At 68.3% G+C, this 15619-nt stretch carries 14 protein-coding genes; 8 read left to right on the top strand and 6 right to left on the bottom strand.

Going from position 1 to position 15619, the window contains the following annotated elements; all coding sequences use genetic code 11:
- Positions 1-12: 12 nt before the first annotated feature.
- The gene (locus AB0F51_RS36975) at positions 13-621 is read left to right on the top strand and encodes a GNAT family protein (protein WP_360288002.1); all 609 of its coding nucleotides are present in this window, start codon (positions 13-15) and stop codon (positions 619-621) included.
- Here the strand turns inward: AB0F51_RS36975 and AB0F51_RS36970 are convergent.
- Positions 611-1645 (bottom strand): LLM class flavin-dependent oxidoreductase, encoded by a 1035-nt coding sequence (locus AB0F51_RS36970; RefSeq protein ID WP_360288000.1) that lies wholly within the window; start codon positions 1643-1645, stop codon positions 611-613. The genes AB0F51_RS36975 and AB0F51_RS36970 overlap by 11 nt on opposite strands.
- A 269-nt stretch (positions 1646-1914) precedes the next feature.
- Here AB0F51_RS36970 and AB0F51_RS36965 point away from each other — a divergent pair, with 269 nt between their 5' ends.
- The 5 genes from AB0F51_RS36965 to pdxY all read left to right on the top strand — a co-directional run bounded on the left by AB0F51_RS36965 (position 1915) and on the right by pdxY (position 9264).
- Complete coding sequence (locus AB0F51_RS36965) at positions 1915-2664, top strand: C39 family peptidase (RefSeq protein ID WP_360287999.1); 750 nt, start codon at positions 1915-1917, stop codon at positions 2662-2664.
- Between the two features lie 103 nt (positions 2665-2767).
- The gene (gene rlmN, locus AB0F51_RS36960) at positions 2768-3889 is read left to right on the top strand and encodes a 23S rRNA (adenine(2503)-C(2))-methyltransferase RlmN (RefSeq protein WP_360287997.1); all 1122 of its coding nucleotides are present in this window, start codon (positions 2768-2770) and stop codon (positions 3887-3889) included.
- Complete coding sequence (locus AB0F51_RS36955) at positions 3889-4512, top strand: DivIVA domain-containing protein (protein WP_360287995.1); 624 nt, start codon at positions 3889-3891, stop codon at positions 4510-4512. Before rlmN ends, AB0F51_RS36955 begins: the two co-directional genes overlap by 1 nt.
- 81 nt (positions 4513-4593) lie before the next feature.
- Complete coding sequence (locus AB0F51_RS36950; protein ID WP_360287993.1) at positions 4594-8370, top strand: hypothetical protein; 3777 nt, start codon at positions 4594-4596, stop codon at positions 8368-8370.
- A 42-nt stretch (positions 8371-8412) separates the two neighbouring features.
- Complete coding sequence (pdxY, locus tag AB0F51_RS36945; protein ID WP_360287991.1) at positions 8413-9264, top strand: pyridoxal kinase PdxY; 852 nt, start codon at positions 8413-8415, stop codon at positions 9262-9264.
- On the opposite strand, the gene AB0F51_RS36940 is transcribed toward pdxY, so the two are convergent.
- Positions 9261-10358, bottom strand: coding sequence for an LOG family protein (locus tag AB0F51_RS36940; protein WP_360287989.1), 1098 nt, complete (start codon positions 10356-10358; stop codon positions 9261-9263). The two genes, pdxY and AB0F51_RS36940, sit on opposite strands and share 4 nt — an antisense overlap.
- A gap of 65 nt (positions 10359-10423) precedes the next feature.
- Between AB0F51_RS36940 and AB0F51_RS36935 the strand changes: the two genes are divergently transcribed.
- Positions 10424-11713 carry an aspartate aminotransferase family protein gene (locus AB0F51_RS36935; RefSeq protein WP_360287987.1) on the top strand — a complete coding sequence of 430 codons (1290 nt, stop codon included), beginning with the start codon at positions 10424-10426 and terminating at the stop codon, positions 11711-11713.
- Between the two features lie 68 nt (positions 11714-11781).
- Positions 11782-12120, top strand: a complete 339-nt coding sequence (locus AB0F51_RS36930) for a hypothetical protein (protein WP_360287985.1) — start codon at positions 11782-11784, stop codon at positions 12118-12120.
- On the opposite strand, the gene AB0F51_RS36925 is transcribed toward AB0F51_RS36930, so the two are convergent.
- The 4 genes from AB0F51_RS36925 to AB0F51_RS36910 all read right to left on the bottom strand — a co-directional run bounded on the left by AB0F51_RS36925 (position 12108) and on the right by AB0F51_RS36910 (position 15598).
- On the bottom strand, positions 12108-13022 hold the full coding sequence (locus AB0F51_RS36925; RefSeq protein ID WP_360287983.1) for an aminoglycoside phosphotransferase family protein: 915 nt from the start codon (positions 13020-13022) through the stop codon (positions 12108-12110). The genes AB0F51_RS36930 and AB0F51_RS36925 overlap by 13 nt on opposite strands.
- 58 nt (positions 13023-13080) lie before the next feature.
- Positions 13081-13953, bottom strand: a complete 873-nt coding sequence (locus tag AB0F51_RS36920; RefSeq protein WP_360287981.1) for an amino acid ABC transporter permease — start codon at positions 13951-13953, stop codon at positions 13081-13083.
- Complete coding sequence (locus AB0F51_RS36915) at positions 13950-14600, bottom strand: amino acid ABC transporter permease (protein WP_360287979.1); 651 nt, start codon at positions 14598-14600, stop codon at positions 13950-13952. Before AB0F51_RS36915 ends, AB0F51_RS36920 begins: the two co-directional genes overlap by 4 nt.
- Before the next feature lie 74 nt (positions 14601-14674).
- The gene (locus tag AB0F51_RS36910; protein ID WP_360287977.1) at positions 14675-15598 is read right to left on the bottom strand and encodes a glutamate ABC transporter substrate-binding protein; all 924 of its coding nucleotides are present in this window, start codon (positions 15596-15598) and stop codon (positions 14675-14677) included.
- Positions 15599-15619 lie beyond the last annotated feature (21 nt).

Below are 15619 nucleotides of genomic sequence, written 5' to 3'. Positions count from 1 at the left end.
TTGGCTGGCGGCATGACGATCTCTCCTGACGGCCGTTCCCTGATCGGTGACGTCGTCCGCCTGGACCGGCTGGTCCCCTCTGACATCGATGCCCTGTACGCCGCGATCGCGCGCGAGGAGGTGTACGCCGGGGGCTTCGGTGGCGGGCCCGCCGCGATGCCGACCAGCGTCGAGCACATGCGCGACATGTGGGTGCCGTCCGCGGCCAAGCGGGTCGCATACGTCGTCCGGCTGGCCGCTGACAGCGAACTGGGCGCCGAAGGCACCGTCGTCGGTACGACGAGCCTGGGCGACGTGGATCTCCACAACGAGTCTGTCCACCTCGGCTGGACCGGCTACACGCCCGCTGTGTGGGGCACGAAGGTCAACCCGGCGGCCAAGCTCCTGCTGCTTCAGCACGCCTTCGAGGACTGCGGTCTCGGCCGGGTGAAGATCCAGACCGGTCTGACCAACACCCGGTCGCAGGCGGCGATCGCCAAGCTCGGCGCCACCCGCGAGGGTGTGCTCAGGCGGCACAAGAAGGTGGCCGACGGTTCGTTCCGGGACACGGTCGTCTTCTCTATCCTGGCCGACGAGTGGCCGGAGGTCCGGAAGGGCCTGCTGGCCCGGATCAGCGGCTGACGGCGGTCCTGAGCTCGGCGAGCTCTGCCAGCAGTCGATAGGACTCCAGCAGCTCGGCGCGGTCGTAGGTGTTGGTAGTCACCAGTACTTCGTCCGCGCCGGTCCGCTGCACCAGACCTCCCAGTGCGGCGTCCACCTCGGCAGCGGTTCCGTAGATCTGCCCGCGCAACGACTGCTCGAAGAACCCACGTTCCTTCTCGGTCATCTCCAGTCCCAGTACCTCTGAGACCGGCTGCAGCGGCGGAAACACCCCACGGGTGCGTGAGTAGGCGCTGGACCACGCCTCAGGCAACAGGAGGCGCCTGGCCGCGTCCGTGGTGGCAGCAACGGCCACTGTGGCCGCCAGTACGACGTACGGCCTGCTGGCCCACGGCGAGGGCTGGAAGCCAGTGCGGTAGCGGTCCAGGAGGGTGAGGAGCTCCTGCTCGCCCTTGACGCCGGCGATCACCAGGGGGAGTCCGAGGGACGCTGCCAGGAGGGCGCCTTCGCCGACGGCCAGGACGAACGGTGGCACGGTCAAGCCTTCACCCGGGCGTGCGTGGACCTGCGGGTGGTGCTGCTGGGTCCCGGTGAAGTAGCCGAGCAGTTCACGGACCTGGGCGCTGAAGTCCTCCGCTGCGTCCTTCTCGACGCCCAGTGCTCGCCTGATGCCATTGGTGAAGCCGACTGAGCGGCCCAGCCCCATGTCGATCCGGCCTGGGAACAGCGACTCCAGTACGCCGAACTGCTCTGCCACGACGAGCGGCTGGTGGTTGGGCAGCATCACCCCGCCGGTGCCGACCCGGATGCGAGTGGTGGACGCCGCAACAGCCGCAGCCAGCACAGTGGGCGCCGACCCGACCACACCGGGCACGCTGTGATGCTCCGACACCCAGAAGCGGTGGTAGCCGAGTTCCTCGACCTGCTGCGCCAGTCGCACCGTGCCGCGCAGCGTCTCCGCCTCAGTCTCGCCCGCGCGGGTCCGCGAGCGGTCGAGGACAGACAACGGAACCCCGGCGAGCGCAGTACGGGGGAGTGAGTCCATGCAGAGTCCAACTGGGGCATCGCAGGGCTCATTCCCTCGGCGTCGAGGCTTGGATTCGATCTGGATGGAAATGGTTGGGAAAATTTTTACTGCGTTTCAGAGACCGTGGAAACCTGCTGACAACGCTGTGACCTGCGGAAACGTCCCTCAGGCAGTTGCTGAGGGTGCTCAACCAGGCTCGGAGGGTAGCTTTACAAGCTTGGGTGGGAGGAATCCACTGGGCTGTGCGGCGACCACGGAGGTCGGCGCTGCGAGGCTGAGGAGCTCACATGTCCAGTGACCTGTTCCAGCCGCCCGTAAGGCTCGGGAGGCGTACGCCGACGAAGTTGAAGGCCGCGATCTGTGGTCTGGCCCTGATCGCCGCTCTGTCCATGCCTGCGGCCGCATCTGCCGCGACGGCAGCAGGCACGGCGAACGCTGGGGTCGAGGCGACCACAGCAGAGGCGGTGCTAGCAGCTAACGCGGCTGCCGCGAAGAAGAAGGTGCCGACGCTCGGGTACTCGACCCAGACGCTGCGGTCGGTGAGCATCCAGTTCCAGTACCAGCAGACCGGCTACTGGTGTGGCCCGGCCGCGACCAGGATGGCCCTGTCCGCGCGGATGTCGTCGCCGCCGAGCCAGCAGCAGTTGGCCAACGAGCTCCCCACCACGACCAACGGCACCGACTGGATCGGCCAGGTCACCCGGGTCCTCAACAACCGGCTGAACACCGGCTACTACGAGACCAAGGAGATGCCGAACGATCCGCCGACCCAGGCGCAGCGCAACCTGCTCTGGTACGACATCCAGTACGACATCGACCGCGGCTACGCGATCGTCGCGAACATCGTTGCCCCCGCCAACAATCACCCGCCGGGCTACCCGAACTACACGATCTGGCACTACTTCACGGTGATCGGCTACGACACCAGCGACTCGACCGTGCTGATCGCCGACCCGGCCGGCTTCGGCCCCGCGACGTACTGGCTGACCTTCAACCAGCTCGCCACCCTGATCCCGCCGAAGGGGTACTCCGCCTGACACCTCGCCACTCGCGCCCCGGCCGCCCCGGGGCGCGACTGGTGTCCAGGGTCACTGATGTGAATTTGTGAATGGCGGACCGGCCGGGCGACAATGGAAGGCGATGACTACCTCCCTCCCGCTTGTTTTCGATGAGCCGCGCCGTGCCAAGAAGCCGCCGCGGCACCTGGCCGACCTCAGCGGAGAGGAGCGCCGTACTGCGGTCGCCGCGCTCGGGGAGCCCGCGTTCCGCGCCCGGCAGCTGTCGAACCACTACTTCGCGCGGCTGACCGACGACCCGGCGGACATGACCGATCTGCCCGCCGCGACCCGGGACAAGCTGGTCGCCGAGCTGATGCCGCCGCTGCTCACCAAGGTCCGCGACCTCGAGTGCGACAACGGCACCACCCGCAAGTCGTTGTGGAAGCTGCTCGACGGCTCGCTCGTCGAGTCCGTGCTGATGCGCTACAAGGACCGCACCACCATGTGCGTCTCGAGCCAGGCCGGTTGCGGGATGGCCTGTCCGTTCTGCGCCACCGGTCAGGCCGGGCTGACCCGCAACATGAGCACCGCCGAGATCGTCGAGCAGGTCGTCGACGGCGCCCGGGCGCTGAGCCGCGGCGAGATCGCCGGCGGGCCCGGCCGGGTCAACAACATCGTCTTCATGGGCATGGGCGAGCCGATGGCCAACTACAAGGCCGTGATCGGCGCGGTCCGCCGGTTCACCGAGCCGTCGCCTGACGGGCTGGGCATCTCGGCCCGCGGCGTGACCGTCTCGACGGTCGGCCTGGTGCCGCGGATCAACCAGCTGTCGACCGAGGGCATCCCGGTCACGCTGGCGCTCTCGCTGCACGCGCCGGACGACGAGCTGCGCGACGAGCTGGTGCCGATCAACAACCGCTGGAAGGTCGACGAGGTCCTCGACGCTGCCTGGGGATACGCCCAGAAGACCAAGCGCCGGGTCTCGATCGAGTACGCGATGATCCGCGACATCAACGACCACGCCTGGCGGGCGGACCTGCTGGCCGAGAAGCTGGCGGCGCGCGGCGACTGGGGCTGGGTGCACGTCAACCTGATCCCGCTGAACCCGACGCCGGGCTCCAAGTGGACCGCCTCCGACCCGGCCGACGAGCGCGAGTTCGTCCGCCGCCTGCAGGCCGGCGGGATCCCGACGACCGTCCGCGACACCCGCGGCCAGGAGATCGACGGCGCCTGCGGCCAGCTCGCCGCGGCCAACAAAGACTGATGGCGGAGCTGTTCAGCCGCGTCCGCTGGCGCGAGGGCTACGACATCGCCGAGGTCGAAGCCTTCATCGAGCGGCTCGAGGCCACCGTCGAAGGCCGGTACGTCGAACGCCCGGTGACGGTGGACGACATCCGCAACGTCAGCTTCACCCCGGTCCGCCTCCGCGAGGGCTACGCGGTCGACGAGGTCGACGCCTTCCTCGACCAGGCCGCCCAAAGCATGACCAGCCGCCCGGCCGACCACCCGCGCCCGGTTGACCAGACCCGCCCGGTTGACCAGACCCGCCCGGTCGACCACAGCCACCCCGTCGACCACGCCCGCGCGGTGGACCACACCACGACGCCGGGCGCTTGGCCCACTGACCGCCCGGCAGAAGCGCGGCGGCTGCGCGACGCTCCGCTCTTCACTCCCGTCAAGCTCCGCGAGGGCTACGACATGTCCGAGGTCGACGACTTCGTCGACCGCGTGATGGCGACGGTCAACGGCCTGCCCGTCGACCGCCCCGTCACCCCGCAAGAGATTCGCAACGTCCAGTTCTCCCCGGTGCGCATCCGCGAGGGCTACGACGTCATGGAGGTCGACCTCTTCCTCGAACAAGCCGAAGGCTGGCTCACCACCTCCTGACCCGTCACGCCTGCGACCGCCATACTGGCTGGGACTGACTGGGGAGGTCGAGTGGCGGCAAGCTGGCCGAGGGTGCGTCTGGTGCGCGGGTCGAACATCGTCCGGGCCGTTCTGCACCTGGCCGGTGCCAGCAGGATCGCCGACGCAGCGAAGGAGCTGTCCGACGGACGGACGGAGGGAGACTTCTCCGAGGTTCCGGCAGAGCTGGCCGCGAAGGTCCTGAACCGGGCCGGCCACGAGTTCCGGCATGCGGCAGACGGTGATCTGAGTGCCGCGGAGGCCGCACTCGAAGACCTCCTCGCGTCAGCGCCCGAGCGCGGAACGCTGAGCCACGCGCTACGCGGCGGCGAGGCGCTGCGCAGCTATCTGCTCGACGACCGAGGTGGGCGAAGGCTTCGGACCGGCCTGCTGTCCGACGACGCGCAGAGGTACTTCGATCGCCTCCTCGATCTCACTTGTGGATTCGTCGCGGTGACGGTCCATCGGACCGACAGGGCCGGACAGGCAGAGCGGGCTGGGATCGCGGAGATCCTGGTCAGCACAGACCTGCTGCGGAAGGCCGTCGCGGAGGTTCTCGAACTGCAGAGAACGGTTCAGCAACCGGCTTCGAGTAGCGATCTCATGGCCGCGGTCCGGCTGGCGAGCGCGGCCGCGCGCGAGAGCGCGCAACCGGAGATCCTGCCGAGCAGGGACCGGCTCGCCCTACTGGAGCGCGCGGTGGGACCGTTGGACGCGACCTCGACGACGCCGCTGCTGATCCTCGGCGAAGGAGGCCTCGGCAAGAGCGTGCTGGCCGGCCAGCTCTTCGGGCGATTCGCGTCAGAGGACGACACGACGGCGATCTTCGTTCCGTGCACGCGGATCCCGTCCTCTGCCGAACTCGTCGGCGCGGCAGCGGTAGACCTGGCCTTCGGGCAGGCCGCCTCCGGGGTACGGGAGACGGCTCCGTTGACTGCGATCCTGGCGGCCGCGACGACGTCGCGGGTGGTCGTCATCGTGGACACCCTCGATCTCGTCCTGACCGAGGACAACACGGACGACATCGCCTACGTACTACGGCAGGTCGCGCGCGGCGCCCTCCTCGTGATGACCTGCCGAGACCAGGAGTGGCACAGCTTCCTGGAGCCCGAGCGCGACCTGGCGGGTGCGCTCTATCGCCTGCCGAACCTGACGCCGGACGAGATCGGCGAGTGGGCGGACGCGTACGCGCAGGCGAGCGCCATCCCGCAGTACAGCCGGGAGACCTTCGCTGCCAGCCTGACCCAGCGGCTGCCGGCCGCCAGTGATGTCTTCTCCTCTCCGCTGCGTCTCGCCATGGCGTGTGACCTCTACGCAGCCGCGGGCGCTGTTCCGGCCGGCCTCACCGTCACCCGTCTCTACGAGGCCTACTGGGAGCGCCGGGTTGCCCGGGACCGGCGTGGTCGACGAGCAGACCGGGCTGCGCACCAGTTCCGCACCGCCGAGGCACTGGCCGCCGCGGTCTGGGCAGCCAGTGCCAACCGCTTCGTTGAGTTCGTCCCTGAAAACGACGCGATGACCGGTCTCGGCCGGCTGCTCAGCGAGGGAACCGTCCAGGACGTCGGTGGGAGATACGCCTTCTTCCACCAGACCTACGCCGAGTTCGCCGTCGCACGGCACCTCGCCATCCGCGGCACAGAAGCTGATCTCGCGCGATTGAACGACGGGTTGCAGGCCGGAGTACCTGGCTACTGGGCGATCGCCAAGCACCTTCTCATGCTGGAGATCGACCGGAACCGGCTGCAGGAGTTGGCCGCACTCGTGCCACTGGACTCGGTCGAGGGGATACGGCTCCACTTCCAGAGCGCGATCGTTCACGACGACGCCTCCCGGCTCGAGCAGTTGGCTGCCGAGCTGAAGGAACGCCGCCCCACCCAACTCATCGCGAGTGTCGATGTCCTGGAGCCGGCGACCGGCAGTTGCCTGGGCCCGGCGCTCGAGGTTGCTCTGTGGTGTCTGGGCAACGCCGATCGTTCGAGTCTGCCCAGGGTTGCGTTGACGGTCGGACCGCTGATCGCCTCAGCCGAATCTGCTCACCAGGCCGCGGCCCTGGTCCAGGCCGTGGAGCTCTGTCTGAAGCGGACGGGCGGCGATCGCAGACAGGTCGGCATGATCGTCCGGGGACTGCTGGAACACGCGACGACCGCCGCCGCGACCGGTTTCGATCTGCGGCTTCTCGTTGATCGCTACGGCAAGTTGCCGGACGCTGCCCGGGCCTGGACGCTGGCCGCAGTCCGGCAGCTTGCCGATGATCCAGGGCTGAAGACCGATCTGACCCTGCGGGCCCTGCGGCTCAAGTGTCCGGTCGAAGCGGTGGACGACGCCGCGGGGTTGTTGATCGATACCTGGCAGGACTCCCAGGTCCAGGCCGCGACCGGCTGGTCGGACTGGCGATCGATGCTCGGCGCTTCGCTGCCGGAACGATGGAACGCCTGTCAGTTGCGGTTGATGCGCCACCTCTGCGCGGACCGGGCGATCGCTGGGGAACTCCTGCGGGCGGCCTTCGATCCGGACAGCTCGATCGATCGTACGCAGTACACGAATGCCGTCCTCGACCTGGCTGACGACGCCCCGGACCTGGTCGCCGAAGCTGTCCTCCGGGTGCCAAGAACCAGCTCCAACGGTGTCCTGGGCACACTGGCCAGCGTTGCGAGTCACCTGACGACGAAGGTGGACGCCGGCACGCGTCTGGAGCTCGCCGATTCCCTGGAGGGCTACCTGCCCAACCACCCACACCCGATCTGGGCGGTACTCGTCAAGCTCGCCTGCGACCACCCCGCTCGGCTGCGGGAGTACGTCAGCGGGTTGGCCCGCTTCTCCGTCGAGGAGGCAGGCAACCGGATGCACGGACGATCCACCGTACGCCGGGCCTTCGTCGCCCTCGTATCGTCGGCCCGGCCTGCTGTCCTCCAGGAACTCGAAACGGAACTCAGGTCGCTGTTGAGGTCGGTCGATGCGGCAGACAGCGACCAGGTCGGACTCCTGCTGGGTCGGCTGACGCCGATCTCGGTCACCGCTCGCGAGTGGGTCTCGCAGCAGATCCTGGAAGGCGGCCGGCCGGACGTTGCGTTGGCAGCGGCCAAAGCCGCGGCCGGTTCGCTGGACGACTGGGATCGCGAGGAGCTCGAGCAGGCCGGTCTGCCCTGGCTGCTCGAGTTGCTGGCCTCGGAGCAAGCGAACGCCGTCAGCGCCGTGGTGACGGCGATCGAGCAACGGAGCGGAACTCTCCGGCTCCCGGCGACCTGGCGGCCCGTTGTCGTCGAGCGGCTGGTGCGCTCGCTCACCACCGGCGACGACCAGCAGCTCCAGAACGCGTTGACCGCACTGGTCGCGGCGATCGACCGCGGGACCGGACTCAGGACCGCAGACGCTGTGGCGATCCTGGAGGCGCACCTCGTGGCCGCACGGACGGCCTTCGAACACGCGGCAGCGGCGGGTTCCATGGCCCGATCACCCAGCTATGCCCGGCTGCTGGGCGCCATCATGACGCTGGGTGCGGCCCACCTCGGGCCTCAGCAACTGTGCGACTTCGCTTTGAGGGTGCTCACCATCGACTCGGCGGCCGCCATCTGGCGGGAGAAACCTCAGCCGGACAAGGTCGGCATCCCGCGGACGAGGCTGGCGAACATGTTGATCTGCGTGGCCACGAAGCAGCCGGTGGTGATCCCGCGGCTCGAAGCGGTGTGGCCGCGGTGTTCCGCTTCCGACAAAGCCGCCATCGCCGAGTGCATCGCGGGGGTGGAGGCCGGGACCAACGGCGTCGTGAGCCTCAGACTCGCTCGCCGGGCGGACTGTCCGCCCGCGGTGGCCAACATGCTCCACGCTCGCTTCGGTGGTTAGGGGCCGGACCGCTCGCCGCGGTTGGAATGGCATGATCGGGCGGTGAAGATTCTCTCGATTCAGTCTGCGGTTGCCTATGGGCATGTGGGTAATTCGGCCGCTGTGTTTCCGCTCCAGCGCATCGGGGTGGAGGTGTTGCCGGTGTACACGGTGAACTTTTCCAACCACACCGGCTACGGGGCATGGCGTGGGCCGCTGATCAGCCCGGACGATGTACGCGAGGTTCTGCTGGGCATCGAGGATCGTGGTGTCTTCCCGCAGATCGACGTGGTGCTGTCGGGCTACCAGGGTGGTGAGGGGATCGCCGACGTCATTCTCGAGGCGGTCAAGCGGGTGAAGGCGGCGAATCCGGCGGCGGTGTACTCGTGCGACCCGGTGATGGGTAACGCGAAGTCCGGCTGCTTCGTCGCGCCGGCCATCCCGGTGCTGCTGCGCGACCGGGTAGTCCCGGCCGCCGACATCATCACGCCCAATCAGTTCGAGCTGGGCTTCCTGACCGGCACGGAGCCTGACACGCTCGAGTCGACGCTTGCCTCGGTGGAGCTTGTGCGCGCGACCGGACCGCGGACCGTGCTCGTCACCAGCGTCGAGCGCCCCGACCGCGAGAGCGGCACGATCGAGATGCTGGCCGTCGACGACAGCGGGGCGTGGCTCGTGCAGACGCCGTACATCCCGATGAAGGCGAACGGGTCGGGCGACGTGACCGCCGCACTCTTCACGGCGCACTACCGGCGTACGGGCGATCTCGCGGACGCCCTGGCCCGGACGACGTCGAGTGTGTTCGACCTGCTCACCCGCACGCACGAGTCGGGCGAGCGCGAGCTGCAGCTCGTCGATTCCCAGGACGCCTACGCCAACCCGCGCATGCAGTTCACCCCGCAGCGCGTCTCCTAAGAGGTCACCAGCCCCGCGGCCTCTTCGATGGTGTCGACCAGGCGGATTGACGACGCCATAGGGCGCGTGTCGGCGAGGCTCTCGAGCAGCGGCCAGACGGGGAGCTTCACCGACCAGTACTCCACGCCCACCAGGATCATCGGGACCTGGGTGGCGGCGTCCCCGTAGTAGTTCGGTGTGACGGCCTGGAAGATTTCCTGGACGGTGCCGGCCGCTCCGGGCAGGTAGATGATCCCGCCGCGCGCCCGGCTGAGCAGGACGTCTTCGCGCAGGGCGTTGGAGAAGTACTTCGCGATCGAGGTCGCGAACACGTTCGGCGGCTCGTGACCGTAGAACCAGGTCGGGATCGAGACGCCGCCGTCGCCCGGGTAGTTCCGGCGTACCGCCAAACCGGTCGAAGCCCAGTCTGCGATCGACGGTCGGAAGGAGGGGGCAGCCGCGAGAGCCGCAAGGGCCGCCTCGGCCGCAGCGTCGTCGTACGAGGACAGGCTGGAGCCCAGGTTCGCTGCCTCCATCGCGCCGGGTCCGCCGCCAGTGGCGACGGTCAGGCCGGCGCGGGCGAGCGTGCGGCCGAGCAGGACGGCTGACCGGTACGTCGGGTCGGTGCGCGCGATCCCATGCCCGCCCATCACGCCGATCCACGGCTTGTCGTCGGGGAGCTCGTGCAGGGCGTCGGCGATCGAGTGGTCGTGCAGTGCGGCCGCCAGCGTCCGGCCGGTGTCGCCCCGCGCGTCGTGCTGCCGCGACCAGGCGTAGATCTGCGCATCGGGTGTCGCCTCGTACCCCGACGACAGGTCGGCGTAGAGCTCCTCGGCGGCGTACAGGGCGCCGCGGTACGGGTCGAACGGCAGCTCTGGGATCGCGGGGAAGATCAGCCCGCCGCCGTCGCGGATCCAGGCCGCAGCGGTCTCCTCCAGCGCACAGCCCAGGAACAGGGAACCAGCCGGCGACAACCTGAGCAGTACCTGCGTGCGCTCCGTCAGGTCCACCGACTGCACCCGCCAGCCACCCATCGAGCTGGCTCCAGCAGCGATCACCTGGTCGAAGTGCTGCAGAGACTCGATATCCAGGTGCGGGATGCTCGGCGTCGTCACCCGCAGCACTCTAAGTCACCGGCAGGCCGCTAGCGGACAGCTGCGTGATGCGGTATTGCTAGGACATGACACATGCGGAGTTGTGGGAGCGCCACCGGGCCGTCATGCCGGACTGGCTCGCGTTGTACTACGAAGAGCCGATCGAGATCGTCAAGGGCACCGGCCGCCGGGTCACCGACGGGGAGGGCAAGGAGTACCTCGACTTCTTCGCCGGCATCCTGACCAACGCGATCGGCTACGACATCGCGGAGATCTCCGACGCGGTGCGCGAGCAGCTGGACACCGGGATCGCGCACACCTCGACGGTGTACCTGATCCGGCGGCAGATCGAGTTGGCCGAGCAGATCGCCGAGCTGTCCGGCATCCCGGACGCCAAGGTCTTCTTCACCAACTCCGGCACCGAGGCGAACGAGGCGGCCCTGCTGTTCGCCACCCAGAAGCGCCGCTCCAACCAGGTGCTGGCGATGCGCAACTCGTACCACGGCCGCGGCTTCGGCACGGTCGCCATTACCGGCAACCGGGGCTGGTCGGCGAGCAGCCTGTCACCGGTCAACGTGCAGTACGTACAAGGCGCCTACCGGTACCGCAGCCCGTTCAAGGACCTGCCCGACGCGGAGTACATCAAGGTCTGCGTCGACGACCTCCGCAACGTCATCGAGACCGGTACGGCGGGTGACGTCGCCTGCCTGATCGTCGAGCCGATCCAGGGCGTCGGCGGCTTCTCCTCACCGCCCGACGGCCTGTACGCCGCCTTCAAGGAGGTGCTCGACGAGTTCGGCATCCTCTTCATCTCCGACGAGGTGCAGACCGGCTGGGGCCGGACCGGGGACCACTTCTGGGGCATCCAGGCGCACGGCGTCGTACCGGACGCGATGACGTTCGCCAAAGGCCTCGGCAACGGCTTCGCGATCGGTGGGGTGGTGGCCCGGCCGGAGCTGATGGACAGCCTGAGCGCCAACTCGCTGTCGACCTTCGGCGGCAACCCGATCTCGACCACCGCGGCGAAGGCGACGCTGGACTACATCGCCGACAACGACCTGCAGGCCAACGCGGCCAAGCGTGGAGCCCAGCTGATGGACGGCCTGCGCGGGATCTCGGAGGAGTTCCCCGAGCTGGGCGACGTCCGCGGCAAGGGCCTGATGCTCGCCGCCGAGCTGGTCGACCCGGCCGACGGCAAACCCGACGCCCCCACCACGGTCAAACTCCAGCAGGAGGCCAAGGACCGCGGCCTCCTGATCGGCAAGGGCGGCCTCTACGGCAACGTCCTCCGGATGGCTCCACCGATGACGCTGACCGAAGAAGAAGCCACCGAAGCCCTGGAAATCATCCGCGACTCCTTCAACACCCTGCGCTGACGAAGCCGGTACTGCGGGCCTCCGGCCGGGGGCCCGCAGCCGTGTGCGTCCGACCCGAAAGCGAGCTGATGACCGAGCAACAGATCCTCGACCGGCACATCGCAGCGGTGAACGCTGTTGCCGCCGGCGGTGATGCGGAGCAGCTCGCAGGTGGCCTCACGGCCGACTGCACGATGACGTTCGTGGGCATCCCGGTCGGACCGTTCGAGGGACGCGAAGCGGTGGTCGCGGCGTACCGGGCGAACCCGCCGGACGACCAGGTGGTCGTGCTCGACAGTTCGTTCGGCGAGGGCCGGATCGAGGCAACCTACGCCTGGTCGGCCGAGCCCGACCGGCCCGCCGGCCGCGTTCTGCTAGAGCTGGACGGGGACCTGGTGAAGGCCTGGACGGTCGACTACTGGGCCTGAGCGTGGTCGGCGAGGACTTCCTCGATCACATGCTGGTTGGTCGCTGCGGCGTCGGGGTCGACATCGATGACGTCAGCCAGGACGATCAGTGCTTTCCACAGGGCCCAGCCGCGAGCTCTCGCCCAGGTCGCCGCGTCGTGGTCGACGGTACGCCGGAACGCCTCGCGGCTCTCGCCGGAGAACATCGTCCAGGCGATCACCAGATCACAGGCGGGATCGCCGACTCCCGACGTACCGAAGTCGATGACGGCCGACAGTTTGCCGTCGACAACCAACAGGTTGCCGTGGGCAATGTCGCCGTGGAACCACACCGGCGGCCGGTCCCAGGACGACTCGAGCGCAGCCTCCCAGACGGCTGCAGCTCGCGCGGTGTCGACGCGTCCCTCCAGGGCAGCTATTGCGCGCCGAGTCTCGTCGTCGTAGTACGCAGGAGGCGCACCGCGGTAGAAGCTGTGCGCCGCCGCTGCCGGCCCACCGGTTGCGTCGCAGCGCTGCAGTGCGCGGATGAATTCGGCGACCGCTACCGCGAACCCCGGCAGATCGGGAATGCGTTCCACAGCGGCGGTCTCGCCGTCCAGCCAGCGGCGTACGGACCAGTTGAAGGCATAGCCCTCACCAGGGACACCCTTGCCCAGCACCTCTGGCACCGGGACGGGCAGCTGTGGCGCCAGCCGCGGCAACCACTCGTTCTCCTTGTCCACAGCCGGCGCGTACGACGATGCCGTGGGCAACCGAACCGTCATCGCATCGCCCAGCCGGTAGGTGCGGTTGTCCCACCCGTCCACCTTCACCGGCTCCACCGGCAACTCACTCCACTGCGGAAACTGCGCCTTCACCAGGCGTTTGACCAGCCCGGCGTCAATCCCCGCGCGCCCGTCCGGCGTGCTGCTGCTCTCGACCATCCGAGCAGTCTCACGCCTGGACGGGCCGCCAGGCAAAACAATTTCAGCAGCCGAAGAATCACAGGCGGGTGTTGTCCAGGCCGTCTTCCAACGGGGCGGCCGGGATGACCGTGCCCTTGGCGATCTTGCGGTTGCGGCGGGTGCGGCCTTCGAGGTACCGGGCGAAGACCGACAGCAGCGAGCACAGGCCGATGTAGATGATCGCGACAACCATGTACGTCGGGATGTAGGGGAAGCCGAACTCGAGCCGGCCGCCCATCTGCTTGGCGACGTACAGGAGTTCGTTGTAGGTGATGATGAAGCCGAGTGCGGTGTCCTTCAGCAGCACGACGAGCTGGCTGACGATGGCCGGCAGCATCGCGCGGACCGCCTGCGGCAGCAGGATCAGCCGGACCACCTGGTTCTTGCGCAGCCCGGTCGCGTACGCCGCCTCGCGCTGGCCCTTCGGCACCGCGGCGATCCCGGCCCGGAAGACCTCCGCGAGGACCGAGCCGTTGTACAGCGTCAGGCCGAGCACCACGGCCCACATCGGTGAGATGCCGAGCTGGAACTGCAGCGAGCCGTAGTAGAAGAAGAACATCAGGATCAGCAGCGGGATCGCGCGGAACAGCTCGACCACGGCGGTCGCCGGGATCCGGAGCCACTTGTGGTCACTGATCCGGCCGGCGGCGAACACCGCGCCGAAGATGAACGCGAAGACCGCGGCCAGCGCGGCCGCCTTCAGCGTGTTCAGCAGACCGGTGAGCAGCTGCTCCTGGATCGACTTGTACTGGAACTGCGCCCAGCGACGGCTCTCGAACTGGCCGGTGTCGTTGAGCTTGAGGACCACCCAGGCGATGACGCCCAGCAGGACCAGCACCACGACGACGTTGAGGATCCGGTTCCGCGCCCGGGCCCGCGGGCCGGGGACGTCGTACAACACGGCAGTCATGCCGCCACCGCCGTCCGTCGCTCGGCCCACCGCTGCAGGGAGACCAGGGGAATGATCAGGAGCAGGAAGCCGACGGTGATCCAGACCAGGGTGAGCATCTGGTTCTGGCCGCGTTCGGCCATCACCGCCGGGATCGCGCCGGCCTCGAGCACCGAGAAGCCGGCCGCGATGGTGGTGTTCTTCAGCAGCGCGATCATCACACTCGTCAGCGGCGGCACGATGGCCCGGAAGGCCTGCGGCAGCACGACGATGCCGAGCACCTGCACGAACGTCATGCCGACCGCGCGGGCGGCCTCCGACTGACCCGGCGAGACGGTGTTGATACCCGACCGGACCACCTCACAGACGAAGGCCGACGTGTAGACGGTCAGCGCCACGATGGCCGACCAGAAGAAGTCCGGCAGGTTGAGGCCCGCCTTCGGCGCGCCGAAGACCAGGAACGCGAACACCAGCGTGAGCGGCGTGTTCCGCAGGGTGTTGACGTAGCCGGTGCCGATGGCCCGCAGGGCCGGCACCGGGGAGACACGGAAGCCGGCCAGCAGGGTCCCGATGACCAGACTCAGCAGACCGGACACCACGAACAGCTTGATCGTGGTCCAGAAGCCGTCTCTGAACAGTTCCCAGTTGTCGGTGAGGACCGAGAGCATCGCGACCTTCCCAAGGAGGAGAGAAAACAGTCAGGGCGACCCGCGGCGATCCGGGGCCGCCCTGACCGGGTGGATCAGTACTTCTCGAGCGGCGGTGCCGTCGCGGTGGCGCCGGACTTGCCCAGCGTCTCGTCGTACAGCGCCTTCCAGGTGCCGTCGCTGAAGGCGGTCTCCAGACCGGCGTTCACCTTGTCCCGCAGAGCCTTGTCGGCCAGCGGTACGCCGATGCCGTACTTCTCGGTGCTGAACGGCTTGCCGACCACCCGCAGCTCCTCCGGCGCGTTCGCCGCGTAGCCCTTCAGGATCGCGTCGTCGGTGGTGACCGCGTCGACCTTCTTGTCCAGCAGCTGCGAGACGCACTCGGAGTAGGTCTTGAACTCCGAGATGTTGCTCGCCTCGGTCAGGTTCTCGTCCTTGACCCGCTGGATCGGGGTGGAGCCGGTCGCCGAGCAGACCTTCTTGCCCTTCAGACCGGTCTTGCCGGCGTCCATCGAGGTGTCGTCCTTGCGGACCAGCAGGTCCTGACCGGCGATGAAGTACGGACCGGCGAAGCCGACCAGCTTCTTGCGCTTCTCGGTGATCGAGTAGGTGCCGACGTAGTAGTCGATCTCACCACCGGCGATCGCCGTCTCGCGGTTCGCGGACGGGATCTCCTTGTACTCGATCTTGTCCGGGTCCAGGCCGAGCTGGGCCGACACCATCCGGGCGATCTCGATGTCGAAGCCGCAGCGCTTGCCGTTGGCATCCTTGTAGCCCAGGTTCGGCTGGTCGGCCTTGACGCCGACGACGGCGTTGCCCTTCGACTTCATCTTGGTGAAGGTCGGGCTGCCGGCCACGTCGCCGCCGGAGGCGACGGTGAACTTGTGGAGCTCGCCACAGGCGCCGGTGCTGCCACCGGTACCGCCACCGGCGGCCGGTGTGTCTTCCTTGCCACAGGCACCGACGGTCAGCGCGAGCGCTGCGACGCCAACGGTGGCGACGAGGTTGCGCATTCTCATTGGGGATCCCCTTCGTGTGTT

The sequence above is a fragment of the Kribbella sp. NPDC023855 genome (genome assembly GCF_040639475.1).
Taxonomy (GTDB): Bacteria; Actinomycetota; Actinomycetes; order Propionibacteriales; family Kribbellaceae; genus Kribbella.
This window is presented reverse-complemented; position numbering and strand designations above follow the sequence as displayed.

What these genes read in the sequence shown, in the direction of transcription:
- AB0F51_RS36970 (WP_360288000.1), bottom strand. Translation starts at nt 1,645, where the DNA reads ATGGACTCACTCCCCCGTACTGCGCTCGCCGGGGTTCCGTTGTCTGTC.
- AB0F51_RS36915 (WP_360287979.1), bottom strand. Translation starts at nt 14,600, where the DNA reads ATGCTCTCGGTCCTCACCGACAACTGGGAACTGTTCAGAGACGGCTTC.
- AB0F51_RS36925 (WP_360287983.1), bottom strand. Translation starts at nt 13,022, where the DNA reads ATGGTCGAGAGCAGCAGCACGCCGGACGGGCGCGCGGGGATTGACGCC.
- AB0F51_RS36965 (WP_360287999.1), top strand. Translation starts at nt 1,915, where the DNA reads ATGTCCAGTGACCTGTTCCAGCCGCCCGTAAGGCTCGGGAGGCGTACG.
- AB0F51_RS36975 (WP_360288002.1), top strand. Translation starts at nt 13, where the DNA reads ATGACGATCTCTCCTGACGGCCGTTCCCTGATCGGTGACGTCGTCCGC.
- AB0F51_RS36920 (WP_360287981.1), bottom strand. Translation starts at nt 13,953, where the DNA reads ATGACTGCCGTGTTGTACGACGTCCCCGGCCCGCGGGCCCGGGCGCGG.
- rlmN (WP_360287997.1), top strand. Translation starts at nt 2,768, where the DNA reads ATGACTACCTCCCTCCCGCTTGTTTTCGATGAGCCGCGCCGTGCCAAG.
- AB0F51_RS36910 (WP_360287977.1), bottom strand. Translation starts at nt 15,598, where the DNA reads ATGAGAATGCGCAACCTCGTCGCCACCGTTGGCGTCGCAGCGCTCGCG.
- AB0F51_RS36935 (WP_360287987.1), top strand. Translation starts at nt 10,424, where the DNA reads ATGACACATGCGGAGTTGTGGGAGCGCCACCGGGCCGTCATGCCGGAC.
- AB0F51_RS36930 (WP_360287985.1), top strand. Translation starts at nt 11,782, where the DNA reads ATGACCGAGCAACAGATCCTCGACCGGCACATCGCAGCGGTGAACGCT.
- AB0F51_RS36955 (WP_360287995.1), top strand. Translation starts at nt 3,889, where the DNA reads ATGGCGGAGCTGTTCAGCCGCGTCCGCTGGCGCGAGGGCTACGACATC.